Origin of the sequence: Janthinobacterium sp. YR213 (assembly GCF_900099875.1) — a bacterium.
Taxonomy (GTDB): domain Bacteria; phylum Pseudomonadota; class Gammaproteobacteria; order Burkholderiales; family Burkholderiaceae_D; genus Janthinobacterium; species Janthinobacterium lividum.
In genome coordinates, this window is the sequence record NZ_FNDA01000002.1 from 449,333 (window position 1) to 475,421 (window position 26,089).

At 64.9% G+C, this 26,089-nt stretch carries 19 protein-coding genes and 1 pseudogene; 9 read left to right on the plus strand and 11 right to left on the minus strand.

The window, feature by feature from the left end:
* Window positions 1-29 precede the first annotated feature (29 nt).
* Genes BLT98_RS29325 through BLT98_RS11210 form a run of 3 tightly spaced genes read right to left on the minus strand, consistent with a single transcriptional unit; the run spans window position 30 to window position 5,551 of the window.
* Window positions 30-1,832 carry a J domain-containing protein gene (locus BLT98_RS29325; RefSeq protein ID WP_139179223.1) on the minus strand — a complete coding sequence of 601 codons (1,803 nt, stop codon included), beginning with the start codon at window positions 1,830-1,832 and terminating at the stop codon, window positions 30-32.
* A gap of 12 nt (window positions 1,833-1,844) precedes the next feature.
* Window positions 1,845-3,554, minus strand: coding sequence for a molecular chaperone HscC (locus BLT98_RS11205; RefSeq protein WP_092607719.1), 1,710 nt, complete (start codon window positions 3,552-3,554; stop codon window positions 1,845-1,847).
* The gene (locus tag BLT98_RS11210; protein ID WP_034780309.1) at window positions 3,554-5,551 is read right to left on the minus strand and encodes a DNA topoisomerase IV subunit B; all 1,998 of its coding nucleotides are present in this window, start codon (window positions 5,549-5,551) and stop codon (window positions 3,554-3,556) included. The genes BLT98_RS11205 and BLT98_RS11210 overlap by 1 nt, the downstream gene beginning before the upstream one ends.
* 462 nt (window positions 5,552-6,013) lie before the next feature.
* Here BLT98_RS11210 and kdpF point away from each other — a divergent pair, with 462 nt between their 5' ends.
* The 7 genes from kdpF to BLT98_RS11245 all read left to right on the plus strand — a co-directional run bounded on the left by kdpF (window position 6,014) and on the right by BLT98_RS11245 (window position 15,066).
* On the plus strand, window positions 6,014-6,103 hold the full coding sequence (kdpF, locus tag BLT98_RS11215) for a K(+)-transporting ATPase subunit F (protein WP_034746483.1): 90 nt from the start codon (window positions 6,014-6,016) through the stop codon (window positions 6,101-6,103).
* Complete coding sequence (gene kdpA / locus BLT98_RS11220; RefSeq protein ID WP_092607722.1) at window positions 6,103-7,908, plus strand: potassium-transporting ATPase subunit KdpA; 1,806 nt, start codon at window positions 6,103-6,105, stop codon at window positions 7,906-7,908. The genes kdpF and kdpA overlap by 1 nt, the downstream gene beginning before the upstream one ends.
* Before the next feature lie 9 nt (window positions 7,909-7,917).
* Window positions 7,918-9,996, plus strand: a complete 2,079-nt coding sequence (gene kdpB / locus BLT98_RS11225; protein ID WP_092607725.1) for a potassium-transporting ATPase subunit KdpB — start codon at window positions 7,918-7,920, stop codon at window positions 9,994-9,996.
* A 10-nt stretch (window positions 9,997-10,006) separates the two neighbouring features.
* Entirely contained in the window at window positions 10,007-10,582 is a 576-nt protein-coding gene (gene kdpC, locus BLT98_RS11230; protein ID WP_034780301.1) for a potassium-transporting ATPase subunit KdpC, read from the plus strand.
* A gap of 152 nt (window positions 10,583-10,734) precedes the next feature.
* Entirely contained in the window at window positions 10,735-13,476 is a 2,742-nt protein-coding gene (locus BLT98_RS11235; protein ID WP_092607729.1) for a DUF4118 domain-containing protein, read from the plus strand.
* The gene (gene kdpE, locus BLT98_RS11240; RefSeq protein ID WP_034746496.1) at window positions 13,473-14,171 is read left to right on the plus strand and encodes a two-component system response regulator KdpE; all 699 of its coding nucleotides are present in this window, start codon (window positions 13,473-13,475) and stop codon (window positions 14,169-14,171) included. The genes BLT98_RS11235 and kdpE overlap by 4 nt, the downstream gene beginning before the upstream one ends.
* A 145-nt stretch (window positions 14,172-14,316) precedes the next feature.
* Window positions 14,317-15,066, plus strand: coding sequence for a TorF family putative porin (locus BLT98_RS11245; RefSeq protein ID WP_092608664.1), 750 nt, complete (start codon window positions 14,317-14,319; stop codon window positions 15,064-15,066).
* Window positions 15,067-15,121: 55 nt separating this feature from the next.
* On the opposite strand, the gene BLT98_RS11250 is transcribed toward BLT98_RS11245, so the two are convergent.
* The 3 genes from BLT98_RS11250 to BLT98_RS11260 are packed head-to-tail and all read right to left on the minus strand — an operon-like array spanning window position 15,122 to window position 16,984.
* Window positions 15,122-15,631 (minus strand): P-loop NTPase family protein, encoded by a 510-nt coding sequence (locus BLT98_RS11250; protein ID WP_231958290.1) that lies wholly within the window; start codon window positions 15,629-15,631, stop codon window positions 15,122-15,124.
* Window positions 15,632-15,641: 10 nt separating this feature from the next.
* Complete coding sequence (gene dapA, locus BLT98_RS11255) at window positions 15,642-16,679, minus strand: 4-hydroxy-tetrahydrodipicolinate synthase (protein ID WP_092607732.1); 1,038 nt, start codon at window positions 16,677-16,679, stop codon at window positions 15,642-15,644.
* Window positions 16,676-16,984, minus strand: a complete 309-nt coding sequence (locus BLT98_RS11260; RefSeq protein WP_225317423.1) for a hypothetical protein — start codon at window positions 16,982-16,984, stop codon at window positions 16,676-16,678. The genes dapA and BLT98_RS11260 overlap by 4 nt, the downstream gene beginning before the upstream one ends.
* Window positions 16,985-17,196: 212 nt before the next feature.
* Between BLT98_RS11260 and BLT98_RS11265 the strand changes: the two genes are divergently transcribed.
* Together BLT98_RS11265 and BLT98_RS11270 are read left to right on the plus strand one after the other, a co-directional pair.
* Window positions 17,197-18,204 (plus strand): gamma-glutamyl-gamma-aminobutyrate hydrolase family protein, encoded by a 1,008-nt coding sequence (locus tag BLT98_RS11265; RefSeq protein WP_034780288.1) that lies wholly within the window; start codon window positions 17,197-17,199, stop codon window positions 18,202-18,204.
* Window positions 18,201-19,280, plus strand: a complete 1,080-nt coding sequence (locus BLT98_RS11270; protein WP_139179226.1) for an alginate lyase family protein — start codon at window positions 18,201-18,203, stop codon at window positions 19,278-19,280. Before BLT98_RS11265 ends, BLT98_RS11270 begins: the two co-directional genes overlap by 4 nt.
* Here BLT98_RS11270 and BLT98_RS11275 read toward each other — a convergent pair whose 3' ends face one another.
* From BLT98_RS11275 to BLT98_RS11290, 5 genes and pseudogenes are all read right to left on the minus strand, one after another.
* Window positions 19,281-21,752 carry a TonB-dependent siderophore receptor gene (locus BLT98_RS11275; RefSeq protein ID WP_139179228.1) on the minus strand — a complete coding sequence of 824 codons (2,472 nt, stop codon included), beginning with the start codon at window positions 21,750-21,752 and terminating at the stop codon, window positions 19,281-19,283.
* Between the two features lie 255 nt (window positions 21,753-22,007).
* Window positions 22,008-22,787, minus strand: a complete 780-nt coding sequence (locus BLT98_RS29490) for a FecR family protein (protein ID WP_244517485.1) — start codon at window positions 22,785-22,787, stop codon at window positions 22,008-22,010.
* A 54-nt stretch (window positions 22,788-22,841) separates the two neighbouring features.
* A pseudogene (locus BLT98_RS29495) lies at window positions 22,842-23,324 on the minus strand (sigma-70 family RNA polymerase sigma factor); the annotation flags it as partial.
* A gap of 390 nt (window positions 23,325-23,714) precedes the next feature.
* Entirely contained in the window at window positions 23,715-24,845 is a 1,131-nt protein-coding gene (locus BLT98_RS11285) for a YbdK family carboxylate-amine ligase (protein WP_070256033.1), read from the minus strand.
* Complete coding sequence (locus BLT98_RS11290) at window positions 24,846-26,033, minus strand: cation:proton antiporter (RefSeq protein ID WP_034780723.1); 1,188 nt, start codon at window positions 26,031-26,033, stop codon at window positions 24,846-24,848.
* Window positions 26,034-26,089: the final 56 nt, after the last annotated feature.

Below are 26,089 nucleotides of genomic sequence, written 5' to 3' on the forward strand. Positions count from 1 at the left end.
AGTGGTTGCGGTTGAATTCGTGGGGCTGATTATGACAGCCCGGGTTTGGAAAAAGACTTGCCATACGTCAGATACATGTAGCGCAAGGTCAGATACAGCACGGCCAGGGCCAGCTCGACACTGTTGTGCATCATCGGCATGGCGCGGATGGCCGGGGCGTGGCCGGCCAGCACGAAGCTGGCGAGCGACGGCACCAGCACCACCGGCCAGATCGTCTTCCATTTGAAATCGGTGGGCGAAAACAGCAAGCCGGCGCACGACCAGGCATACAGCGCGGCGCCGACAAGGGCGGCTGGCAGCTGTTGCACATACAGTAGCGACAGCAAGCCCGCGCAGCCGATCAGCCATGCCGCGCGCAGGCGGGGCAAGAGCGCCTCGGGGAAGCCGCAATCGCCATACAGGCCGGTGGCGCTGCGCAGGGCCAGCGCCGCCAGGCAGAATATCAATGGCATGGCCTCGCCGATGGCCAGCGCCGCAGGGCCTTTGCCGCTCATGAACATGGCGGCGAACAGCGACAGGCCGAGGCACAGGAGCAGCAGCATGCCATGCAGCAGTTGGCGGTTCATCGCGTACGCGAGCAGGGCCGACGCGCACAAGCCGGCCGCGGTAACGAGGCGCATGGTCTCGCTGCGTTCGGGCAGGAACAGCAGCAGCGCCAGCAGGAGGTAAGGCACGATCCAGCCCAGTTGCCGCAAGCCGGGCCGCTGCCACAGCGTGGGCAGGCGTTCCTGCAGCGCTTCTTGCAGCGTATCGAACCGCGCGAACAGGGGCGCCGGCCAGCGCAAGGCATGCATGGCCAGCAGGGCAAAGGCGAGCGCCTGGAAGCCCAGCAGGCTGGCATAGGCGGCCGTGTCGCCAAGCTTGAAGCCGGCCGCATCGAGCACGCCAGCGAGCATGAAGTGCAGCACGAAACCCAGGCCGCCCGAGGCCAGCGCCGTCTGCTTGAAGTAGCGCTTGGCATGGACGGCCTGTTCCCATTGCTCGAACAGGTCCGTATCGAGCTTGTAAGCCAGCATTTCGCCGTGCTGCCAGCGTATCGCGTGCAGCAGTTCGCGCAGCTGCAGGTTGAATTTTTGATCGAACAGCTGGCGCGCGTAGGCCGATGGCGGCTGCTGCGACATGATGCAGTCCAGTCCGGGATAGCTGTCGCGGTTGTCGCTGAAATGGGCAAACGAGCGGTCGGCCCGGTAGCGCTGCACGGCGCCGCGCACCAGGTCCGCATGGCTGCGCGCCAGGTAGGAAAAATCGTGGTCCCAGCCCAGCTGCTCGAACAGGGCCTGGCGCAGCGGTAGCTTATAGCCGGCGCTGGCGCAATAGCGCAGCGCGCACAGGTCGAATTCCTCGCGCACGTCGAGATTCAGCATGGCGTCGTCCTGCAGGATGCGGGCCAGCACCTCGCCGGCATCCGCGTGCCGCGTCAGCGCCAGGCAGCCCTGCCACAGGTTGTCCGCTTCCTGCGCCGGATCGATGGCGACCACGCCCCATTGCTCTGGCGGCGGCGTCTGCTCCTGGGCTATGACGCCCCACAGTTCTGCGGGCGGCTCCTGCGCGGGTTCGTCGATGACGCCCCACAAGTCGGCCGGTTCCATCGGCGGTGCTTCTGGCGCTTCCGCTTCCGCTTCGGCCGCTGGCGGTTCCGGCAATTCCTCGGCAAACAGGTGCGCATGGCGCAGCGCGTATTCATACGCTTCGCGCAGTTCCTGGAAGGCGGCCGGATCGTCTTCGGGACGCGTCACCTTCAGACGCTTCGCATACGCGCGCTTGAGGGTGCGCTCGTCGCCGGTCGGCTCTGTGCCCAGGATTGCCCACAGGCTGCGCTGTCCGTTGTCCATGCCGCCGTCCATTTACAGGAAGCTCTCGCTCTCGACCTGGCGCAACACTTCGTCGAGCGCCTGGCGTGCCTTGCGGATGGTGTTCGGGTCCTGCGTTTCCAGCGCGGCCTGGAAGTTGGCCGTGTGTGCCGCCAGGTACTGGCGCACGTCGCCCAGAGACTGTTCGTACAGCCGGTCGGCGCGCGTGACCAGGGTGCGGTTTTCCATTTGCTCGCGCGGGTGGATCTTCAGGTCGGCCAGTTCCGCAAAGCGCTGCTCGATCTGTTCTGGTGTCATCACGCCCGCGTTGTCGCTGATGACCATCTTGTGCTTTTCCTGCGTGGCCAGCACCGTCACTTCCGCTTCCAGCACGCCGCTGACGTCGTAGGTGAAGCGCACGTCGATGCCGATTTCGCCCGCCTTTTTCGCGGGTATCGGGAAGCTGATCTTACCGAGGAAGACGTTGTCGGCCACCAGGCGCGACTCGCCCTGGAAGATAGCCACGTTGATTTCCTTCTGGTTGTCGTGGATGGTGGTGATGTTTTCCGTGCGCGAGACGGGCACCACGGAATTGCGCTCGATGATGGGCAGGTAATGCCCGCCTTCATACTGGTTCGCGCCGACCTGGCGCGAAATGGAAATGCCCAGCGAGTACGGCGCCACGTCCGTCATGACCACTTCGTCGAGTGCCGCGTCGCGCATCTTGAGCCCTGCTTGCACGGCGGCGCCCAGCGCCACGGCTTCGTCCGGATCCAGGTGGATGGCGGGGAAGCGGCCGAACATGCGCGAGACGAGTTTGCGCACCAGCGGCATGCGCGTGGCGCCGCCGGCCAGCACTACTTCATTCAATTCCGCGGCGCGGATGGTGGCGTCGCGCAGCGCCCGTTCCACGGGCAGGCGCAGGCGGGCCAGCAGGGGCTCGCACAATTGCGCCAGTTTGTCTTCGCTGATCTCCCAGCTGTATTCCTTGTCCTGGTAGCGCGTGGCCATGCGCACGGATGGCTGGTCCGACAGCAGGCGCTTGACGCGCTCTGCCTCATCGCGCAGCAGCTGCTGCTGGCGCGGGTCGAACAGGCGGCTGCCGGCCGCATCGCGCAAGCCGCTGCCTTCCAAAAAGGCGTCGACCAGCACGGTGACGAAGTCTTCGCCGCCCAGAAAATTGTCGCCGGCCGAGGCGCGCACTTCCATCACGCCTTCGAACAGTTCCAGGATCGACACGTCGAAGGTGCCGCCGCCCAGGTCGAAGACGAGGAATTTGCTTTCCTGTTCCTTGTCGCGGATGCCGTAGGCCAGCGCGGCGGCCGTCGGTTCGTTCAGCAGGCGCTCCACGCGCAAGCCCGCCAGCTGGCCGGCGATGCGCGTGGCCTTGCGCTGCGCATCGCTGAAATACGCGGGCACGGTGATGATGGCTTCCTCGACCTTGTGCCCCAGGAAGGCTTCGGCATCTTCCTTCAGCGCGCGCAGCACCATCGACGACAGCTCTTCCGGACGGAATTGCTGCGTGCCGAGGGTGATCTTCTTTTCACTGCCCATGTAGCGCTTGAAGACGGCCGCCGTCAGCTGCGGGTGCGTCTGCAGGCGCTCGCGCGCGGCGCGGCCCACCAGCACGGTGCCGTCGTCGTCGATGCTGACGCACGACGGCGTCAGGTGTTCACCGAGCGCATTCGGGATGATGGAAGCCTTGCCATCGCGCCAGATGGCGACCAGGCTGTTGGTGGTGCCCAGGTCGATACCGATGATCATCAGATATCCGCCTCCGCCTCATTGCCGTGTTCTTCGATCCAGGCGCGGCGTCCGGCCGCTTCGCCTTTGCCCATCAACATATTGAAGCGGGAGGCCGAGGCCATGTGGTCGACTTCACCGAGCGTGACGGGCAGCAGACGGCGCGTGTCCGGGTTCATCGTCGTTTCCCACAGCTGCTCGGCATTCATCTCGCCCAGGCCCTTGAAGCGCGAGATCGACCAGGCGCCCTGTTTCACGCCTTCCTTGCGCAGCTTGTCCTCGATGGCGAGCAGTTCGCCGTCGTCGAGCGCATAGATTTTCTGCATCGGCTTCTTGCCGCGCGCCGGCGCATCCACGCGGTACAAAGGCGGGCGGGCGATGCAGATGTGTCCCTTGTTGATCAGGGCCGGGAAGTGCTTGAAGAACAGCGTCAGCAGCAGTACCTGGATGTGCGAGCCGTCCACGTCCGCGTCGGACAGGATGCAGATCTTGCCGTAGCGCAGGCCGGACAGGTCGGGCGTATCGCCCACGCTGTGCGGATCGACACCGATGGCGACGGCAATGTCGTGGATCTCGTTATTCGCGAACAGGCGGTCGCGGTCCGTTTCCCACGAGTTCAAGACCTTGCCGCGCAGGGGCAGGATCGCCTGGAATTCCTTGTCGCGCCCCATCTTGGCCGAACCGCCCGCCGAGTCGCCCTCGACGAGGAACAGTTCATTGCGCGCGATGTCCGACGATTCGCAGTCGGTCAGCTTGCCGGGAAGGACGGCCACGCCCGAGGATTTTTTCTTTTCCACTTTTTGCAGCGAGCGCTGGCGCGACTGCGCCTGCTTGATCACGAGATCGGCCAGCTTCTTGCCGTAGTCGACGTGCTGGTTCAGCCACAGTTCCAGCGGCGGCTTGGTGAAGGTCGAGACGAGGCGCACGGCGTCGCGCGAGTTCAGGCGTTCCTTGATCTGGCCCTGGAATTGCGGGTCCAGCACCTTGGCCGACAGCACGAAGGAAGCGCGCGCGAACACGTCTTCGGGCAGCAGCTTCACGCCTTTCGGCAGCAGCGAGTGCATTTCGACGAAGTTTTTCACGGCGCCGAACAGGCCGTCGCGCAAGCCCGATTCGTGCGTGCCGCCATTCGAGGTGGGGATCAGGTTGACATACGATTCGCGCACGATGGCGCCTTCTTCCGTCCACGCCACCACCCAGGCCGCGCCTTCGCCTTCGGCAAAGCCTTCCGAGTCCGGGCCCGCGTATTGCGCGCCTTCGAACAGGGGAATCAGGGTTTCGCCATTCGATACCTGCGCCAGCGTTTCGGTCAGGTAGCCGCGCAAGCCTTCCGCGTACTGCCAGGTTTGCGTGTCGCCCGTTTTCGCGTTGGTGAGCGTCACGGTGACGCCCGGCAGCAGCACGGCTTTCGAGCGCAGCAGGCGTTGCAGCTCCGTTTGCGAGATGTTGGGTGAATCAAAATATTTTGCATCGGGCCAGGCCGTGACGCGCGTGCCCGACTTCTTGCCGTCGCGCGGGGCGGGGCGGGAATTCAAGGGCTCGATCACGTCGCCATTCGCAAACACCATGTGGTGCAAGCCGTTGCCGTCGCTTTCCTTGCGCCAGACGGTGATTTCCAGGCGCGTCGACAGCGCATTGGTGACGGACACGCCGACGCCGTGCAGACCGCCCGAGAACGCATAGGCGCCGCCCGAACCCTTGTCGAACTTGCCGCCCGCGTGCAGCCGTGTAAACACGATTTCCACCGTCGGCACGCCTTCCTCCGGGTGCAGGCCGACGGGAATGCCGCGGCCATTGTCTTCGACGGTAATGCTGCCATCCGTGTTTTGCGTGACGGCGATATGCGTGCAATGACCGCCCAGCGCCTCGTCGGAGGCATTGTCGATCACTTCCTGAATGATGTGCAGCGGATTTTCAGTGCGGGTGTACATCCCCGGGCGCTGCTTGACGGGTTCCAGTCCTTTCAGGACACGGATGGATGATTCGCTGTAGTCGGATGCTGGTTTTTTAGTGGCCATACGTGTTCAAGCTAAGTAAAGACAGTGGTTGGAACGCCAGGCCAGGGCACTGCGGGCGCAATGACAGCGGCGGCGATAACTGTATGAATATACAGTATATCCCGTCCAGCGTCACTGGGGGAGGGCAGTGCGGCAGGCTTGGCGTCCTTGTGCGGACGCTCGCGCATTCTATCTTGATCGGCGGGCAATAGCGCTACTCCAAGGCAACAACAGTGCGCCGCGCGCGTGGTTTTGCGCCAATTGTGCTGGATTTTATGCGGTAAAGCCGCCGTTTTTACATCTTGTTTACAGCTGCCTCCCCAGTCTTTACGAATTTTTTAGACCCTTTTGGCTAATCTGCTCACTATCAAAACAAACCTGAATGAGGGTGGGAATGGATCTCGTGTATCTCGGCTTGATTGCCGTGTTTTTCGTCGTGGCGGCCGGCTTTGCCGTCGCCTGCGACAAATTAGGGAGCGTCAAATGAACGCGTTTTATGTGCTGGGCGCCGTCGTCTCGGCTGGCCTGCTCGTGTATTTGCTGGTGGCGCTGCTGAAGGCGGAGGAGCTGTGATGACAACGCAATCGATACTGTTATTGGTGGCTTTCCTCGCCGTGCTGCTGGCCGCCGGCTATCCGCTGGGCCTGTACATGGCCAGGGTGGCCGGCGATGGCCCCGTGCGCGGCCTGGGCTGGCTGCAAAAGCTGGAAAACCTGCTGTACCGCTGGTCCGGCCTTCCCGCCGACAAGGCCATGGGCTGGAAAAGCTATGCCATCGCCCTGATCGTCTTCAATACCGTGGGCGCCGTCTTCGTCTACGGCCTGCAGCGCCTGCAGGGCTTCCTGCCACTCAATCCGCAGGGACTGGGCGCCGTCAGCCCCGATTCCTCGTTCAATACCACCGTCAGCTTCGTCGCCAATACCAACTGGCAGGGCTACGGCGGTGAACAGACCATGAGCTACCTGACCCAGATGCTGGGCCTGGCGTGCCAGAACTTCTTTTCGGCGGCCACCGGTATCGCCGTGATCTTCGCGCTGGTACGCGGCTTCGCCTCGCGCTCGGGCAAGTCGATCGGCAATTTCTGGGTCGACCTGGTGCGCTCGACCCTGTACATCCTGCTGCCGTTGTCCCTGGCCCTGTCCGTCGTCTTCATGGGCGAAGGCATGATCCAGAATTTTTCCGCCTACAAGGAAGTGACCCTGCTCGACCACGTGGCGTATGAAACGCCGAAAGTGACGGCCGACGGCCAGCCCGTGCTGGATGCGGCCGGCAAGCCCGTGATGGAAGCGCAAGTGGCGATGACGCAGACGATCGCCATGGGCCCTGTCGCGTCGCAGGAATCGATCAAGCTGCTGGGCACGAATGGCGGCGGCTTCTTCAACGCCAATTCCTCGCATCCGTATGAAAACCCCACCGTGCTGTCGAACTTCCTGCAGATGCTGGCCATCTTCATCATCCCCGCCGGCCTGTGCTTCACGTTCGGCCGCATGGTGGGCGACATGCGCCAGGGCTGGGCCGTGCTGGCCGCCATGACCCTGATCTTTGTCGTCATGACGGCTGGCGTGATGAGCGCCGAGCAGCAAGCCAATCCCGCCCTGCAAGCCCTGGGCGTGGACCAGCAGGCCAGCAGCCTGCAATCGGGCGGCAATATGGAAGGCAAGGAAACGCGCTTCGGCATCAGCTCCTCGACCCTGTTCGCGGCGGTGACGACGGCCGCATCGTGCGGCGCCGTCAACTCCATGCACGATTCCTACATGCCCCTGGGCGGCATGGTGCCGCTGCTGCTGATGCAGTTCGGCGAAGTGATTTTCGGCGGCGTGGGCACGGGCCTGTACGGCATGCTGATGTTCGCCATCCTGGCCGTCTTCATCGCCGGCCTGATGATAGGCCGCACGCCCGAATATCTGGGCAAGAAAATCCAGGCCTATGAAATGAAGATGGTCTCGCTGGCCATCCTGATTACGCCAGCCCTGGTCTTGACGGGCACGGCGATCGCCGTGATGGTCGAACCGGGCACGGTTGGCGTGGCCAATCCGGGCGCGCATGGTTTTTCCGAAATCCTGTACGCCTTCACGTCGGCGGCCAACAACAACGGCAGCGCGTTTGCCGGCCTGTCCGCCAACACGCCGTTCTACAACGTGATGCTGGCGATCGCCATGTGGTTCGGCCGCTTCGGCGTGATCGTGCCCGTGCTGGCGGTGGCCGGTTCGCTGGCGGCCAAGCAGCGCCTGTCGGCCAATGCCGGCACCATGCCCACGCACGGCCCCATGTTCATCGGCCTGCTGATCGGCGTTGTCGTGCTCGTCGGCGTTTTGAATTACGTTCCCGCGCTGGCCCTGGGCCCGATCGTCGAACACCTGCAACTTTTCATCAAATAAGAGGCTACCATGTCACGCACAAGCCTGACCTTGTTCGATTCCGCACTGATCGGCCCCGCCGTCGTCGATGCGTTCAAAAAACTCGACCCCCGCACGCAGTGGCGCAGCCCCGTGATGTTCGTCGTCTACGTAGGCAGCATCATCACGACCTTGCTGGCCATCCAGGCCCTGAATGGCCAGGGCGAAGCGCCATTCGGCTTCATCGTCGCCGTCGCCGTGTGGCTGTGGTTTACCGTGCTGTTCGCGAACTTCGCCGAGGCGCTGGCCGAAGGCCGCAGCAAGGCGCAAGCCGCGTCCCTGCGCGCCCTTAAGCAGACGGTGATGGCAAAGAAAATGCAGACGCCGAAATACGGCACTTCCTGGCTGCCCACGCCGGCCACCGACCTGCGCAAGGGCATGACGGTGCTGGTGGAGGCGGGCGACGTCATTCCCGCCGACGGCGAAGTGACGGCCGGCGTGGCCTCCGTCGACGAGAGCGCCATCACGGGCGAATCGGCGCCCGTCATCCGCGAATCGGGCGGCGACTTTTCTGCCGTCACGGGCGGCACCCGCGTGCTGTCGGACTGGCTGCTGGTGCGCGTTTCCGTCAATCCCGGCGAAGCGTTCATCGACCGCATGATCGCCATGGTCGAAGGCGCCAAGCGCCAGAAGACGCCGAATGAAATCGCCCTGACGATCCTGCTCGTCGCCCTGTCGATCGTGTTCCTGATCGTCACCGTGACCCTGCTGCCGTATTCGCTGTTTTCCGTGGCGGCGGCCGGCAGTGGCACGCCGGTGACCATCACCGTGCTGATCGCGCTGCTCGTGTGCCTTATCCCGACCACCATCGGCGGCCTGTTGTCCGCCATCGGCGTGGCCGGCATGAGCCGCATGATGCAGGCCAATGTGATCGCCACGTCGGGCCGCGCCGTGGAAGCGGCCGGCGACGTGGACGTGCTGCTGCTCGACAAAACGGGCACCATCACCCTGGGCAACCGCCAGGCTTCCAGCTTCGTGCCGGCGCCCGGCGTGACGGAGCAGCAGCTGGCCGATGCGGCGCAACTGGCCTCCCTGGCCGATGAAACGCCGGAAGGGCGCAGCATCGTCGTGCTGGCCAAGCAGAAGTTCAATATCCGCGAACGCGAGATGGCCAGCCTGCACGCCACCTTCGTGCCCTTCACGGCGCAAACGCGCATGAGCGGCGTGGATATCGCGGGCGAACAGCAGGTGCGCCAGCTGCGCAAGGGCGCGGCCGACTCCATGAAGAAGTACGTGGAAGCGCTGGGCCAGCCGTATCCGGCCGAGGTGGGGCGCGCCGTCGACGACATCGCCCGCCGCGGCAGCACGCCGCTGGTGGTGGTTGACGATGGCCGCGTCATGGGCGCCGTGGAGCTGAAGGATATCGTCAAGGGCGGCATCAAGGAGCGCTTCGCGGAACTGCGCCGCATGGGCATCAAGACCGTCATGATCACGGGCGACAACAAGCTGACGGCAGCGGCGATTGCCGCCGAAGCGGGCGTGGACGATTTCCTCGCCGAAGCGACGCCGGAAGACAAGCTGAAACTCATCCGCAGCTACCAGGCCGAAGGCCGCCTGGTGGCGATGACGGGCGATGGCACCAACGATGCGCCGGCGCTGGCCCAGGCCGACGTGGCCGTGGCCATGAACTCGGGCACGCAGGCGGCAAAAGAAGCGGGCAATATGGTGGACCTGGATTCGAATCCCACCAAGCTGCTGGAAATCGTTGAAATCGGCAAGCAGATGCTGATGACGCGCGGTTCGCTGACGACGTTCTCGATTTCGAACGACATCGCCAAGTACTTCGCCATCATCCCGGCCGCCTTCGTGGGCACCTATCCGCAGTTGAAGGCGCTGGACATCATGCACCTGGCCAGTCCCGCCTCGGCCATCATGTCGGCCGTGATCTTCAATGCATTGATCATCGTCGTGCTGATTCCGCTGGCGCTGAAAGGCGTGCAATACCGGGCCATCGGCGCGGCCAGCCTGTTGCGCCGCAACCTGCTGATCTACGGCCTGGGCGGCATCGTCCTGCCCTTCATCGGCATCAAGCTGATCGACATGCTGCTGTCCGCACTCAATTTAGTCTAAAGGAACCGTCATGAACACTATCGTACGTCCCGCCCTGGTCCTGTTTGCCGCGCTGACCGTGATCTGCGGCGTCGTCTATCCATTTGCCACGGCCGGCATCGGGCAGCTGGCTTTCAACGATGAAGTCAACGGCAGCATCGTCGAGCGTGGTGGCAAGCCTGTCGGCTCGACACTGATCGGCCAGTCCTTCACCTCGCCCAAGTATTTCTGGGGCCGTCCATCGGCTACCGCGCCGATGGCGAACAACGGTGCCGGTTCGGGCGGCTCGAACCAGGGACCGACCAATCCGGCCCTGGTGGACGCCGTCAAGGCGCGCATCGCCGCCCTGCAGGCTGCCGATCCGGGCAACCGCAACCCGATCCCCGTCGACCTGGTGACGGCGTCGAGCAGCGGCCTGGATCCGGAAATCAGTCTGGCGGGAGCCCTGTACCAGGCGCCGCGCGTGGCCCGCGTGCGCGCCATGCCGCTGGCGCAGGTGGAAAATGCCATCGCCAAGGTGCAGAAAACCGCGTATATCGGCTTTTTCGGCGAGCCGCGGGTCAATGTGCTGGAACTGAATCTGGCGCTGGATGCCATGGCAAAGTAAGGTGACAACGGTGCGTAGGTCGGCGTAGGTCGGCGTAGGTCGGCTTAGCGCAGCGTAAGCCGACATCACCACCGGCCAGGCCAACGATGTTGTCGGATTACGCGCTAGCGCGCTAATCCGACCTACAATGCCCAAGAAGATTAAAATACAACATGCTCCCCAACGACAGCCAACGCCCCGACCCTGATGCCCTGCTGGCGCAAGTGCAGGCACAGGAAAAGAAAGCCGCGCGCGGCCGGCTGCGCATCTATTTTGGCGCCTCGGCCGGCGTCGGCAAGACCTATGCGATGCTGGCGGCCGCACGCAAACTGCTGGCCGATGGCCAGGATTTGCTGGTGGGGGTGGTGGAGACGCATGGGCGCCAGGATACGGCGGCCCAGCTTGACGGCTTGCCCGTGCTGCCCCTGAAGGCCATCGAGTACCGGGGCAAGACCCTGTTCGAGTTCGACCTGGACGAGGCCCTGCGGCGCGCGCCGGCGCTGATACTGATGGATGAACTGGCCCACTCGAACGTGGCCGGTTCGCGCCATCCGAAACGCTGGCAGGATGTCGAGGAATTGCTGGCGGCCGGCATCGACGTGCTGTCCACCGTGAATGTGCAGCACCTGGAAAGCCTGAACGACGTGGTGGGCGGGATCACGGGCGTGCGCGTGGCCGAAACCTTGCCCGACACGGTGTTCGACCGCGCCGATGAAGTGGTGCTGGTCGATATCCCCGCCGATGAACTGCTGCGCCGCCTGAAGCAGGGCAAGGTGTATCAGCCGCTGCAAGCCGAGCGGGCATCGCAGCATTTTTTCCGCAAGGGTAACCTGATCGCCTTGCGCGAACTGGCCTTGCGCCGCACGGCGGACCGGGTGCAGGACGACGTGCAGGCTTACCGCGTCGAGAAATCCATCAATCCCGTGTGGAAGACGGGCGCCGCGCTGCTCGCCTGCGTGGGACCGCACGCGGGCGGCGAGCACGTGATCCGCAGCACGGCGCGCCTGGCCAGCCAGCTGAATGCGGAATGGCATGCGCTGTACGTGGAAACACCGCGTTTGCAGCGCCTGCCGGCGGTCCAGCGCGAGCGCATCCTGAAAACCCTGAAACTGGCGCAGGACCTGGGCGCGCGCACGGCCATTGTGCCGTCCGCCGACATCGCCGGCGCCGTGGTCGAGTATGCGCGCAACGCGAATATCTCAAAAGTCATCGTGGGCCGTGGCCGCGCCGGCACGCTGACGCGCCTGTGGCACACGCCGCCAGCCGCGCGCATGGCCAGCCTGGCGCCCGATATCGATTTGATAGAGGTGGGTTTGCCGCCTGCCGATGCGGCGCCCCGGCGCGCGGCCGGCGAAGATGCGGAGGCGCCGCGCCGGCCCTCGCGCCATTGGCGCTACATATTGGCCGCCGGCGCCAGCCTGGCCACGGCGCTCGCCTCCGTCCCCCTGCAGCCTTATCTGGATCTGGCCAATATCGCCATGCTGTCCTTGCTGACGGTGGTGCTGGTGGCCGTGCGCCTGGGGCGCGGGCCGGCGGCATTGGCCAGCCTGGTGGGCGTGGCCTGCTTCGATTTCGTCTTCGTGCCACCGCGCTTCTCGTTTGCCGTGGGCGATTTCCAGTATGTGATCACCTTTGGCGTGATGCTGGCCGTGGGCTTGATCACGGGCCACTTGACGGCGGGCCTGCGCTTCCAGGCGCGCGTGGCCTCGCACCGCGAAGCGCGCGCCCGCGCCCTGTATGAATTCTCGCGCGAGCTGTCCGGCGTGCTGCAGACGGAGCAGATTTTCGACATCACGAAAAGCGCCATCGAACGGGCTTTCCGCGCGCGCGCCACCCTGCTGCTGCCCGATGACGAGGGCGGCTTGCAGGCCCCGAACGGCGGCGAGGCGCTCGATATCGGCATTGCGCAGTGGGCCTTCGACCATGCGCAGGCGGCGGGGACGGGGACCGATACCTTGCCGGCTTCGCCCATTTTCTACCTGCCGCTGATCGCGCCGATGCGCACGCGGGGCGTGCTGGCGCTGCTGCCGCTCGATGGCGCGCAGCGCGGGCGCTGGCTGCTGGTGCCGGAACAGCGCCAGCACCTCGATACCTTTGCCGCGCTGGCGGCCATCGCCCTCGAACGCGTGCACTATATCGACGTGGCCCAGGGCGCGCTGCTGCAGATGGAGTCCGAGCGGCTGCGCAATTCGCTGCTGGCGGCCCTGTCGCACGACTTGCGCACGCCATTGACGTCGCTGGTTGGCCTGGCCGAATCGCTGGCCCTGTCGCGGCCCGCCTTGTCGCCCGCGCAGCTGGACATGGCGCGCTCGCTGCAGTCCGAAACCGTGCGCATGAGCGCCCTGGTGGCGAATTTGCTGGACATGGCGCGCATCGAGAGCGGACAGGTGCGCCTGAACCTGCAATGGCAGGCGCTGGAAGAAGTGGTGGGCAGCGCGCTGCGCGCCAGCGGTCCGCAATTGCAGCAGCATGCCGTGCAGACGCAGCTGGCGCCGGACTTGCCGCTGGTGCGCTACGATGCCGTGCTGGTCGAGCGCGTACTGTGCAACCTGCTGGAAAACGCGGCCAAGTACACGCCGCCGGGCAGTACCATCACGGTCGCGGCCGGGGTGCGCGGCCAGTTCCTGCAGGTGACGGTGTCTGATGATGGCCCGGGTTTGCCGCCGGGCCGAGAAGAAGCCATCTTTGAAAAATTCACGCGCGGCGAGCGCGAATCGAACAAGCCGGGCGTCGGGCTGGGGCTGGCGATTTGCCGCGCCATCGTCGAAGCCCACGGCGGCACCATCCACGCGCAGCCGCACGCGCCGGGACAGGGCGCCGCCATCGTCTTCAGCCTGCCGCTGGGCACGCCCCCGGCGCCGCCGGAGACCGAGCTCGATGACGCCAACGACCATGAAACAGGAAAACCAACATGAACGAACCTTCCGCCACCGCCTTGCTGGTCGAGGATGAACCGCAAATCCGCCGCTTCGTGCGCGCCGCGCTGGAAGACGAGGGCTGGCAGATTTTCGAATCCGCCACCATGCAGCGGGGCCTGATCGATGCCGGCACGCGCCGGCCCGACCTGATCGTGCTGGACCTGGGGCTGCCCGACGGTGACGGCATCGATTTCATCGCCGACATCCGCAAATGGTCGGCCGTGCCCATCATCGTGCTGTCGGCGCGGGTCGACGAGCAGGACAAGATCCGCGCGCTGGACGCGGGCGCCGACGATTATCTGACCAAGCCGTTCGGCGTGGGCGAACTGCTGGCCCGCGTGCGCGCCACCTTGCGCCGCCAGCGCCAGCCCGCCGCCAGCGACGATGGCGTGGTGCAGTTCGGCGACGTGCGGGTCGACCTGAAGGACCGGCTGGTGACGCGCAACAAGCAGCTGGTGCACATGACGCCGACGGAATTCCGTTTGCTGTCGGTACTTGTGAAGAACGCGGGCAGGGTGGTCACCAATCCGCAGCTGTTGCGCGAAGTATGGGGGCCGTCGAACAGTGAAAACGGCCATTACCTGCGCATCTACATGGGGCATCTGCGCCAGAAGCTGGAAGCCGATCCGGCCCAGCCGCAGTACCTGTTGACGGAAACGGCCGTCGGCTACCGGCTGCTGCTGCCGCTCTAACACCTGTCAATCCCCTGTTGGAAAACAGGCGCCGCGCGCGCCAGGGGGACGCTTTACTCTAAATTTTAGCAGCGAATTTTTGCAGCGGCGGGCCAGCTGCGCCATGTTGGCAAAGGCCCATACCACCAATGAAGAAGAAAAAACCATGAATAAAATGTTACTTGCACTTGCCGTCGCCACAGCCTTTACGGGCAGCCTGGCCCACGCGGAAGAGGCCAAGCCCGACAATGACATCAGCTTCAACGTGGCCGGCGTGTCCGACTACCGCTATCGCGGCATTTCGCAGACGCGTTTGAAACCCGCGCTGCAGGGCGGCGCCGACTATGTCAACAACCCGACGGGCCTGTACGCGGGCGCCTGGGCCTCCACCATCAAGTGGACCAAGGACGCGGGCGGCAGCGGCGACGTGGAAGTGGACCTGTATGCGGGCAAGCGCGGCCAGTTGACCAGCGACGTTGGCTATGACGTGGGCGTGCTGGCGTACGTGTATGCGGACAACGGCTTGAAGCATATCGCCGGCCTGGCCGACGCGGACACGCAGGAAGTCTACGGCCAGCTGTCGTATGGTCCCGCCTACGTCAAATATTCGCACGCCGTCTCGAACCTGTTCGGCATCGTCAACAGCAAGAACAGCGGCTACCTGGATATCGGCGCGACCATCGACCTGACGAACGGCTGGACCGGCAACCTGCATGCGGGCCATCAGAAGGTCAAAAACAACGACGCGGCTAGCTATACGGACTGGAAAGTGGGCGTCACGCGCGACTTCGGTTTAGTGACGGGCGCGCTGGCCGTGATCGGCACGAACGCCGGCAAGTCCGCCTATGCCTCGCCCGTGAATGGCAAATTCATGGGCAAGACGGCACTGCAGCTGACCGTCAGCAAGACGTTTTAATTGACAGGGAGGAGAGGCGGCGCATGCGCCGCCTTTTTTTACGTGATGCGCCAGGCTAGGCCGGCAGGTTGAAAACGGCGCAGTACAGCTGTCCCAGGCTGACTACGCGGGCGGCGGGAATCTGCGCGGCCAGGGCATGGGCGGGTGCCGCTTGCGTGTCCGTTGCCAGCAGGACGCGCAGGCCCGGATTGACGCTGCGCGCGTGCGCGATGCGGCGCGCCAAACCTGATTGCGCGGCGGCGTTGACGACACCGTCGAGCGGCACCACCAGCACGCGCGCGGCGATCAGGGCCGAACGGCTGCCCATGGAGTCGCGGCCTTCGCTGTCGATGACGATGTCGTGGTAGCAGTGCACCAGGTGTTCCAGCTCCGGCTGCAAGCCCTTGGCGCTGATGGCGCGCGCCATCAGGCGCGGCCGCGTCAGGCTGCCGTGCATGGCGCCGTCGTGCATGTTCCTGGCTTGCGCCATGGCGCCCTGGCGCGGATCGGCATCGAGCAGCAATACCTTGCGTCCGGCCAGCGCGCGCGAGGCGGCCAGCCGCCCGGCCAGGATGGATTTTTCCATCCCCCCGCGTTCATCCGTGATGGCGATGATCATCTTGGCGCACGGCTGGCATGATGTTGGCAGGGGAGACCAGCTGCAGCAGACAGCCTTCGCGCGGCGCATCCCTGTCGCTGGCTGTCCATGCCGGCAGCTGCATCAATGGATCGAGTGCCGCGGCCAGGGCGGCCTGGCCGGCGGAAGACATGGGCGTCATCGGCAGGCGCAATGCGTCGCGTACCTTGCCCTGCATGGCCAGTGCCGCCTTGACGGGAGCGGGATTCGGTTCGGAAAACAGCAGGCGGATGACGGGCAGCATGGTCTTGAACAGCGCGCCGGCGGCGCCGTGGCGGCCCTGTTTGACGAGGTGGTACAGCTGCGCATACAGGTCGGGGCGGACCTGGGCGGCGGCCGACATGGCGCCGTGGCCGCCCATGGACAGGCTGGCCAGCAGCAGCGCATCGTCGCCGCACAAGACGTCCAGGCGCGTGTCGAGCAGCAGTTCTCCCAGCTGCTGCAGCTTGCCGCCCGCTTCCTTGATGGCGACGAAGTGCGAGTCGCGCGCCAGCAGGGCCGCCGTCTGCGGTTCGATGTTGACGCCCGTGCGGGCCGGCACGTTGTACAGCACGATGGACTGGTCGGTGGCGGCGGCGATGGCCTGGAAATGGCGCACGATGCCGTCCTGCGAAGGGCGTACATAGGCGGGTGCGGAGATGAGCAGGCCGGCCAGCGGATGGTCGTTGTAGCGCTGCACCGTGGCGACGACACTGCGCGTATCGCTGCCGCCGATCCCCATCACGACGGGGAAGCGGGGGCCGACGGCGTCGAGCACGCTGTCGAGCAGCATGGTCTGTTCTGCGGCGCTCAGCATGGCCGCTTCGCCCGTGGTGCCGCACACCACCAGGCCGTCGATGCCGCTGGCGGCCAGTTCGCACGCGAGTTGCTGGGCCGCGTCGAAGTCGATGTCGCCATCGCCATCACGGAATGGCGTGACCATCGGCACCCAGATGCCCTGGAAGTGCGCGGTGATGCGCGATGAAGACATCGCCTGCTCGCAGGCATACTGGTTCATAGCGATTTCCCCTGGCTGATACGGCCAAATTCCGCCGCCGGCAGCAGGCGCATGACGGCATCCATGGTCAGGCGCAGGGCTGGTTCCGTCACGCACAGCCAGACTTTCATGCGCTCGGCATGGTCGACCGCCTCGACGCGCATGAATGACAGCATGCCGCCGCAGGTCTTGACGACCAGCTGACGCAGCTCGGCCAGGCAGGCTTTGTCGACCGTGATATGCATGAGGAAGGTGGGCAGGCGGGGATGGCGGTGGGGCAGTGCTTGATGCGCTTGATGCGTTTGCAGGCGTGAATGGGGTTCCATGGTGGCTTTGCAGCGGTGGTTGAGGTACGTTCAAGATTAGCAGCGGGGGCGTAAAGATTCTCTAAAAAGCGGGGCCGCCAGCGTAAACGGGCCGTATGCGTTGAGCGTGTTGCGTGGATGCCCCGTGCGTATGCTTTTGTTACAAAATTGAATCGTGCTTTCGGGGGCAGGGGTTTATATTGAAAACGTCTCCGCTTTCAGTCAGCCCCGCCATGTCAGACGAAAAAGATCCCCAGCTTCCTCCTTCCACCGATCCCGCAGCGCCAGCATCACCGCCGTCGCGGCCTGACCGGGTGGGCCGCCGGGCTCCCGATGATGAGCACCGTGCGCGCGACGCGGCCCCCCGCTACCTGAAGGACAACGATACGCCGCTGGCGCTGGCCTGGCGGGTGATCTCGTCGCGCTACCGCTCCATGCGCGACAAGGCCAGCCGCGATTTCATGCGGCGCACCCTGCGCATCGGCATCTCGGCACGCATTTTCCACCCCGAGCCGGGCGCCACTGGCTTGCGCAGCAAGAACCTGCAATACCTGGAAGAGTCGATCGCCCAGTGGGTCATGTCGCGCGACGTGCTGGTCTTCATGATCCCGACGGTCAATACCAGCGGCCAGCTACACCCCAGCAATATCACCTTGCGCCACTATGCGCGCCACCTGGACGGCCTGGTGCTGCAGGGCGGCGCCGACGTCTCGCCGCAGACGTATTCCGAGGCAGCCACGCGGCCCGAATGGAACGGCGACCGTGCGCGCGACCTGTACGAACTGGAACTGCTGCACGAATTCGTCGATGCGGGCAAACCCGTGCTGGGCATCTGCCGCGGCTGCCAACTCATCAACGTGGGCTTTGGCGGCACCCTGTACCAGGACATCGCCTCGGACGTGGAAGGCGCCACCTCGCACGTCAACGACCTGTATGACCGTCACCGTCACAGCATCGTCTTCCCGAAAGGCTCGTCGCTGGCGGGCATGTTCCCGAAGGCGGGCGAGGCGCTCGTCAATTCCATCCACCACCAGTCGGTCAAGGACCTGGGGCGCGACATCACCGTGGAAGCGTATTCGCAAGGGGACAATATCGTCGAAGCCATCCGCTACCAGCGGGCGCGCTTCGTCATGGGCTTGCAGTGGCACCCGGAATTCCATTCGGCGGGCGGCGTCGAGCTGCTCGATTGCACGCCCATCCTCGATAACTTTTTGCGCGCGGCGCGGGAGACGCGGTTTTGAGTACGCACTTGATCCGCCGGCGCACTGTGCTGGCGGCACTGTTGGCGTTGCCCCTGGCGGGCTTGCGCGCGGCGCCGCGCCCGCATGAGGGGCCGCTGCCGTTTGCGCTGACGTCCGCCGTGCGCGCCCGCACGCTCAAGGCGCGGGTGGCGCCGGCCATTGCCGAACAGGTGGTCAAGGCGGCGCGCAAGGATGCGGCGCGGCCCGTGCATCTGATGGCTGAAGTGCGCACGGGCGGCTTGCTGAAGGGAGAGGGCGGACGCGAGACCAGCCAGCAGGCGCAGGAAGACTGGCGCCAGGCGCGCTTGCAGGCGCTGGCCTGGCGGCTGTCGGGCGAGATGGCGCATTTCGAGGCGGCGCGCCAGCTGCTGCTGGCCTGGAGCGGCAGCTATCAGCCCTCGTTCAGCCCCGTCGACGAGACGGAGCTGGCCAGCCTGCTGATGGGCTATGACCTGATACAGGAACGCTTGAACGGCGTCGAGCGCGAGCAGGTGCAGGCGTTTTGCCGCACCCTGGCGCACGGGTATTTGAGTGATCCCATCAAGGTGGGCGGCCCGTCCACGGCGCGCAACAACTGGCACAGCCACCGCATCAAGATCGGCACGGCCGCCGCGTATGTCACGGGCGACGCCTTGCTGATCGCGCGGGCGAAGGAACGCTTCCTGGCGCACGTGCCGCGCAATATCGGCGCCGGCGGCGTACCCTTCGACTTCGAGCAGCGCGACGCCCTGCATTACACCACCTACAGCCTGGAGCCGCTGCTGACGACAGCCCTGATGGCGCAGGCGCATGGCGACGACTGGTATGGCGCGCCGGAAGCGCGGCGCCTGGCCGAGGCGCTGGCCTGGCTGGCGCCCTATGCGCAGGGCAGAAAGACGCACGAGGAGTTCGCGAAAAGCGCCGTGCCCTTCGACCGCAAGCGCGTGGCGGCCGGTGAAAAGGGCTTTACGGGGAATTGGGAGCCGAAGGGCGCCGCCAATGTGTACCTGCTGGCGGCGCGCTTCGATCCCGCTTGCCTGTCGCTGGCGCTGGAGTTGCGCCCGCCAGCCTGGGCGCTGGCGCTGTACGGAAGCTGATTAAAACTTCGTGCGCACGGTGAACATCACATTGCGCGGTTCGCCGTAGAAGCCCGTCTGGAACAGGCCCAGTCCCGTCAGGTACTTCTTGTCCAGCAGGTTGTTCACGTTGAGGCTGGCCGTGACGTTCTTGCTGATCTCGTAGCGGGCCAACAGGTTGAGCAGCGCGTAGCCGCCCTGCTTGATGCGCGAATAGTCCTCGATGGCGGGATTCCAGATATTGCCTTCGTAGCTGCTTTGCCAGTTGACGCCGCCACCGACTGTCAGCTTGTCCAGGCTGGCCGGCAGGCGCCACGTGCCTTGCACGCGGACCAGGTGGGCAGGCTGCGTCGTTTGCAGCATGGTGGAAAACACGTCCTTGCCATCCGCGTCGCGCACGTGGGTGTAGGTGTAGCCAGCGCTCAGCTTCACATCCTTGGCCACTTCGCCCGTCACTTCCATTTCCACGCCGCGGCTGGTGACGCCGTCGATGGCTTTATACGCTTCTTCGCCGTTGACTTCGCCCACGGAACTGGCCACGTTGCTCTGGCGGATCTGGAAAACGGACGCGCTGGCATTGACCTTGCCGTCGAGGTACTCCGCCTTCACACCCGCTTCCACGCCCTTGCCGCGCACGGGCGACAGGAAGTTGCGGTTGATGTCGCGGTTGCTCTGCGGCGCGAAGATGCTCGTGTAGCTGCCGAACACGGAATAGGTCTTGTCGAGGTCATACACGACACCCGCATACGGCGTGATGACGTTGTTTTCCTCGATGCGCGAGGTGATGCGCGCGGTGCCGGCGTCGAAGAAGGTGCGGTCCTGTGCCTGCTTGTAGTTGCTGACGCGCGCGCCGACGATGACGGACAGCGCATCGACGGGATGCAGGCGCACGGCGCCATACAGGCCGCTCTGGCGCGTGCTGTCGTTGTCGTCGCCCAGGCGCTTGAATGCCGGTTCCGCATACTGGCCGCGCCAGTCGAAATAGCTGCCTTCCACGGGAGGGTAGACCGATTCGTAGACGGGACCATCCTGCTTTGCCGTCGAACTGGAATAGCCGATCATCGCTTCATGCCGGCGGCCAAATGCCGTGAATGGACCGCTGGCATCCACGTTGACGGTGGCCTGGCGGCGGTCGCCCTTGTATTTGCCCATGAAGAAATACGTGCCTGCGCCCGTGACAGGAGCGGGATTGCCGCCGCTGGCCGAACCGAGCACGCTGTCATGCTTGCTGCGCAGCTGGTTGGCGCTCAATTTCACTTTCCACGCGTTGGCGAACGTATGTTCCAGCGAGGTAAACAGCGTGGTGTTCTGCATGTCGCGGCGGCTCCAGTCCGTGGCCGGGTTCCACGAGGTGGGGAAATCCGTGCGGGTGCCATCGGAAAGCAGGACGGGGAAGCCTGTCCAGGTCGAGCCGCGCGGCTTGTAATCCTGGTGCGTGAAGCCTGCCGTGAGCAGGGTGACGGGTGTCAGGTCCGCCTCGATGATGCCGTAGGCGACGGATTTCTGCTGCGTGTAGCGGTCCAGGTAGGAATGCTTGTCCTGGTAGGCGCCCACCAGGCGGCCGCGCACCGTGCGGCTGGCATTGAGCGGGCCGGAGACATCGGCTTCGCCGCGGTAGTTGTCCCACGATCCCGCGCCCAGGGTGGCCGAACCTTCGAAGCTGGCGGTGGGGCGCTTGCGCACCATGTTGACGGTGGCCGACGGGTCGCCCGAGCCGCTCATCAGGCCCGTCGCGCCCTTCAGCACCTCGATGCGGTCATAGATGGCCATGTCGCTGTTCGTCGTGCCCCAGTCGTAGACGCCGTCATAGATGGCCGATACGCCGTCGTACTGGAAATTGGTGACGGCAAAGCCGCGCGCCTGGAAGCTCCAGCGGTCGCTGTCGTAGTTTTGCACGCTCACGCCATTGACGTTTTTCATGACGTCGGAGACGGCGTTGCTGTTCTGGTCATCCATCTGCTGGCGCGTGACGATGGTCAGCGACTGCGGCGTTTCGCGTTGCGTCAACGCCAGTCCCGTGGCGCCGCTGGCGGGGCCGCCCGTATAGCTGCCTGTGCCGCTGGTGGCGGCGCTGCGCTCGGCGGCCGCCACCACCGTGACGCCGCTCATGACGGCTACGCCGCGGCTGTCCGCCGAAGGGGCGCCGGCGCTGGCGGCGATCTTTTGCAGCAGGTAGCCGCCGTTCGATTGCGGCACGGCTTGCAGGCCGCTGCCCGCCAGCAGTACGCTGAAACCTTCCTGCAGGCTGTAGCTGCCATGCAGGCCGGCGCTGCGCAAGCCTTGCGTGGCCTCGCTGGAGAACGACAATAAAATGGCGCTGTCGCTGCCAAAGCGCGTCAGCACGTCGCCCAGCGCGCCGGCCGGAATGCTGTAGGTGCGTACTTGCCGGGTTTGCGTCTGGGCCGATGCCGGCAGGGCCAGGGCCATGCCGATTTGCGACAGGGCGCAGGCCAGGACGGTGCGGGTAAGGAGGGAACGCGAAGCGTGGTGCATGGAATAAAACCTTTCGTGGATGCGCAAGATGGAGACTGCCTATCTAAGTAACCCTCAATAAGTTATTGTGTTTTCTGACTTCCATAAGCGGCGCTATGCGGTGTTGCCCGCAGCTAGCAGTGCTCGCACTGCGTCGCTGCAGGCGCCTTGCACAGCATCCGGTTCTGTTCGTCATAAATTCACAATAATTTCCCGAGCATTACTTACCAAGTCACGCGAGCACGGCGAAACAGCTCACTTTGCAGAAAATATTTTTCAGCGGGCCGCCAGTTCGATGCGCACCACCTGATGGCCCCAGAAGCGCGTGACGGTATTGCGTCGCAGCTGCAGGCTGGCGCTGACGGCGTCGAGGATGGCGCTGACATCGGCCAGCGGGTAGGAACCGGACACGCGCAGGCTGGCGACGGCGGGCGCGCAGGCCAGCGGATGGTCGCTGTAGCGCGACAGATCGGCGAGGAAATCGGCCAGGCGCATGTCGCGCGCCACCAGCATGCCGTCCAGCCAGGCGCCGCCATAAGGCGCCAGCGCCTGGCGGTGCAAGCCGGTGCCGTCGAAATGGGCGCCTTCCCCGGGACGCAGCACCAGGCGCTGGCCGCCGTCGTCGGCCAGCACGGCGACGGCGCCTTCGAGCACGCCGGCGCTGGCATATTGCTCGTGCAGGCGCACCGTGAAACGCGTGCCCAGCGCCTGCAGGCTGCCATGCGGCGTGTCGACGAAGAACGGCCGCTGTGCCGCATCCTTGCCGGTGGCGATGAAGATTTCACCGGCCAGCAGTTGAATGCGGCGCTGTTCGCCGTTGTAAACGATATTGACGGCGCTGCTGGTGTTGAGCGTGAGCCGCGTGCCGTCATCGAGGGTCACGACGCGGCGCTGGTTGACGCCGGTGCGGTAGTCGGCCGTCCAGCCGCGCCACGGGCCGCGGCGTTCGAATGCATACAGCGAGGTGCCGCAGGCCAGCAGCAGGGCCAGGGTCTTGACGGCATGGCGGCGCGGCGCATTCGCCTGCACGCAGGCGCGCAGCAGGGTCGCCTGCATGGCGGGCGGCAGGTGTTCATGCTGCGTTTGCAGCTGCTGCCACGCTTGCGTGGCGCTGGCGGCCCGCTGCAGATGGCGTTTTACTGTCGCCAGCGAGATACCGAGCTGGCGCGCAATGTCTTCCTGTGGCAGCTCGTCGAGCTGGCGCAGTAAAAAAGCCCGTTTCACGGGAGGCGGCAAGCCGTCGAGCATGCGGTCGAGTTCAAACACGGTGGCCAGCAGCAGCGACCGTTCCTCGGGCGATGGCGCATGCCGGGGCGGCAGTTGCGCCAGCACGTCGAGGTAAGCCTCTTCGAGTTTCTGACGGCGGTAGTGGTTGAACAGCACGCGCTGCGCGACGGTGGCGAGAAAGGCGCGCGGCTCGCGCGCGGCGACGGCGTCTTCGCGGTCGAGCAGGCGTACGAAGGTGTCATGCGCCATATCGGCCGCGCACGCCGTGCTGCCGAGTTTCTTGCGCAGCCAGCCCTGCAGCCAGCCATGGTGGTCGGCATACAGTGTCGCAATGTCCTGGCGTTGTAGCGGCTCTGCCAGCGGCATCGCATTCCCCTTGCATGGCCGGCCCTGCTGGGCTGGTGTTTTTAAACAATAATAAGAATCATTCTCACTTATTTTAACAAGCGGGGGCGGGGGCTGTAAATGACGGGGGCGGCGGGTGTGGTTTTTTGGCTTTGCGCTGTTGGGGGAAAAGTCACGATGACCGGCAAAACCGTCGCGAGCGGAAGGGAGAGGCGGCCAAGAAGACTGTAGGCCGGATTAGCGCGCAAGCGCGTAATCCGACGCCAGCACTGGCGCTAACAATATTGTCGGATTACGCCCTATGGGCTAATCCGACCTACGCTTCTGATTGCACCCCAAAAGCAAGATCCGGGGTCGGACCCTGAGGGGCCGACCCCGGCAGTTCAGGTGTTGGGGTGAACGGGCCAGGCCTCAATAATTCATGGGTTCGCCCCGGAAGCAGCGGATCGCCGAATCGACCATGCCCTCGGCGCTGCCCTGCACATTGTGCTGCTTGCGCAGGTATTGGGCGTCGCTCCACTGCTTGGCCACGTCCGACAGGTGTTTCAGGGCTGGCGTGCTGCCCAGCGCCTCGGCGTGCGGTTCCATCTTGCGCAGGGTGGTCATGATGTCTTCGCGCAGCGACATCGTTTCGTAGGTTTTCGGGTGCGTGATGGCGCCATCGAGGCCGAAGCGGCAAGCCTGGAAGCGGTTGTAGTTGTACACGAGGTAGTCGTCTTCCACCGGCGGCGTTTCGCGGCGTTCGAGCAGGTAGCGGCACAGGGCCTGCAGGTAGGCGGCCAGCGCGGCGGCCCGCTCCACCGTCAGCGGCGTGTCGCACACGCGCAGTTCGATGGTGCCGAATTCCGGCTTGGGACGGATATCCCAGTAAAAATCCTTCATGCTCTTGATGATGCCCGTGTTCTCCATCTTGGCGAAATACTCGTTGGAGAACTGGTCCCAGCTGAGGGTGAACGGCGCGCGCCCGCTCATGGGAAACGCGAACACGGAGTTCAGGCGGGCCGAATCGAACAGGGTGTCGCGTCCCTGCACGTAGGGCGAGGAAGCCGACAGGGCGATGAAGTGGGGGATGTAGCGGTTCAGCGAATGCAGCAGGAACATGGCGTCGTCGCCCGAGGCGCAGCCGATGTGCACGTGCTGGCCGAAGATGGTGAACTGCTTGGCCAGGTAGCCGTACAGTTCCGAGATTTCCTGGAAACGGGGCTTGGAAAAGATCTTTTGCGACGACCACTGCTGGAACGGGTGCGTGCCGCCGCCCGCGATGCCGATATTGAGCTTGTCGCCGGCCGTGATCAAGGTGTCGCGGATTTCCTGCAACTGCTCCAGCAGGGGACCATGATGCGTGTGCACGCTCGAGTTGATCTCGATCATGCTCTCGGTGATTTCCGGCGTGACGTTGCCGGGGAACGGTTTTTTATTCAGCAGATGCAGCAGGTCGGGGCTGGCGGCCGTCAAGTCATAGTCCGACAGGTTCACCAGTTGCAGTTCGAGTTCGACGCCGAAGGTCAGCGCGGCCGATTGGCCAAAGGGTTCCAGCGGCATTTAGCGCTCCTTGATTTCGTGGGTTTCTTTGGCCAGCATCAGCACGCGCTGCACCAGCACGGGGCCGACCAGTTCCAGGCCCAGGGTGATGGCGGCCAGGGCGTTCAATTCGTCGCCGAAGTTCACGCCATGCTGGCGCGCGTGTTCCAGCAGCAGGATGATGAAGACGGAGACGGGCGTCAGCGCCACGCCCGTCAGCACGCCCTTGCGCCAGGAAATGCCGCTCACATGCGAGAACGCGGCCACGCCGACGACCTTCGTCAGCAGGCGACCGCCGACGACGGCCAGTGCCAGGCCCGCGCCGGCTGCCACGCTGGCCCATTCCAGGGTCGAGGCGGCATACACGAACAGCAGCACCGTCAGCAGCTCGCCCAGCGCGCCGAAATTGCGCTGCGCCTGGCTGAAGGCGACGCGTCGGTGGCGCGCCACCAGGCCGAAGGTGAGGGTGGCCAAGAGCGGCGACAGGCTGGTGGTGTAGGTGAGGGCGACGAGCAGCATCACCGACAGCGCGAACGCCACGGTGGCATCCTGCGCCATGTTGCCCAGGCGGCGCAGCATGGCCGGCACGACGATGCCGAAGACGGTGCCGGCGGCCACGGAGGCGGCCAGCACGGCGGCGCTGCTGCTGCTCGCCTCGATCAGGTCGGTGGAGCTCTGGAACATCCAGAAGCCGACGATGATGTTGAACGTGAAGACGGCCAGCACGCAATTGAGGGCGGTGAGGTGGACGATGCGTTCCGTGACCTGGCCCGAGCTGCGTTCCTCGTTGATGACGCGCATGATGGTGGCCGGCGAGGTGGACATGGCCAGCGACGCCAGCAGCAGCGCCGTCATCGAGGTGCTGCCGAATTCGATGCCGATGAAGTAGACGACGGCAAAGGTCAGCAGGGATTCCACCAGGCCCGTGACGGCGATCCAGGGATTGTTCTTCAGCCAGCGCAGGTTGATGCGGTAGCCCACCTCGAACAGGATCAGGCCGAAGGCCACGTCGGCCAGCACCAGCATGGGGCCGGCGTCCGTCTGCGGCAGGATGCCCACCTGCGTCTGCGCGAGGACGAAACCGATCACGCCGTAAAAACTGATGCGCGGCAGGCCAGTCCAGCGGTGGCCGAATTCGCCCACCACCCAGGCCAGGGTAATGGCGAACGGCCAGGACAGGTCGGCGGCGATCGAGATCAGACTTTGCATGCTCATTCCTTTGAAAATGGCGCTGGCACCGGCCGGCAGCACGGGGCTGGCGCGGC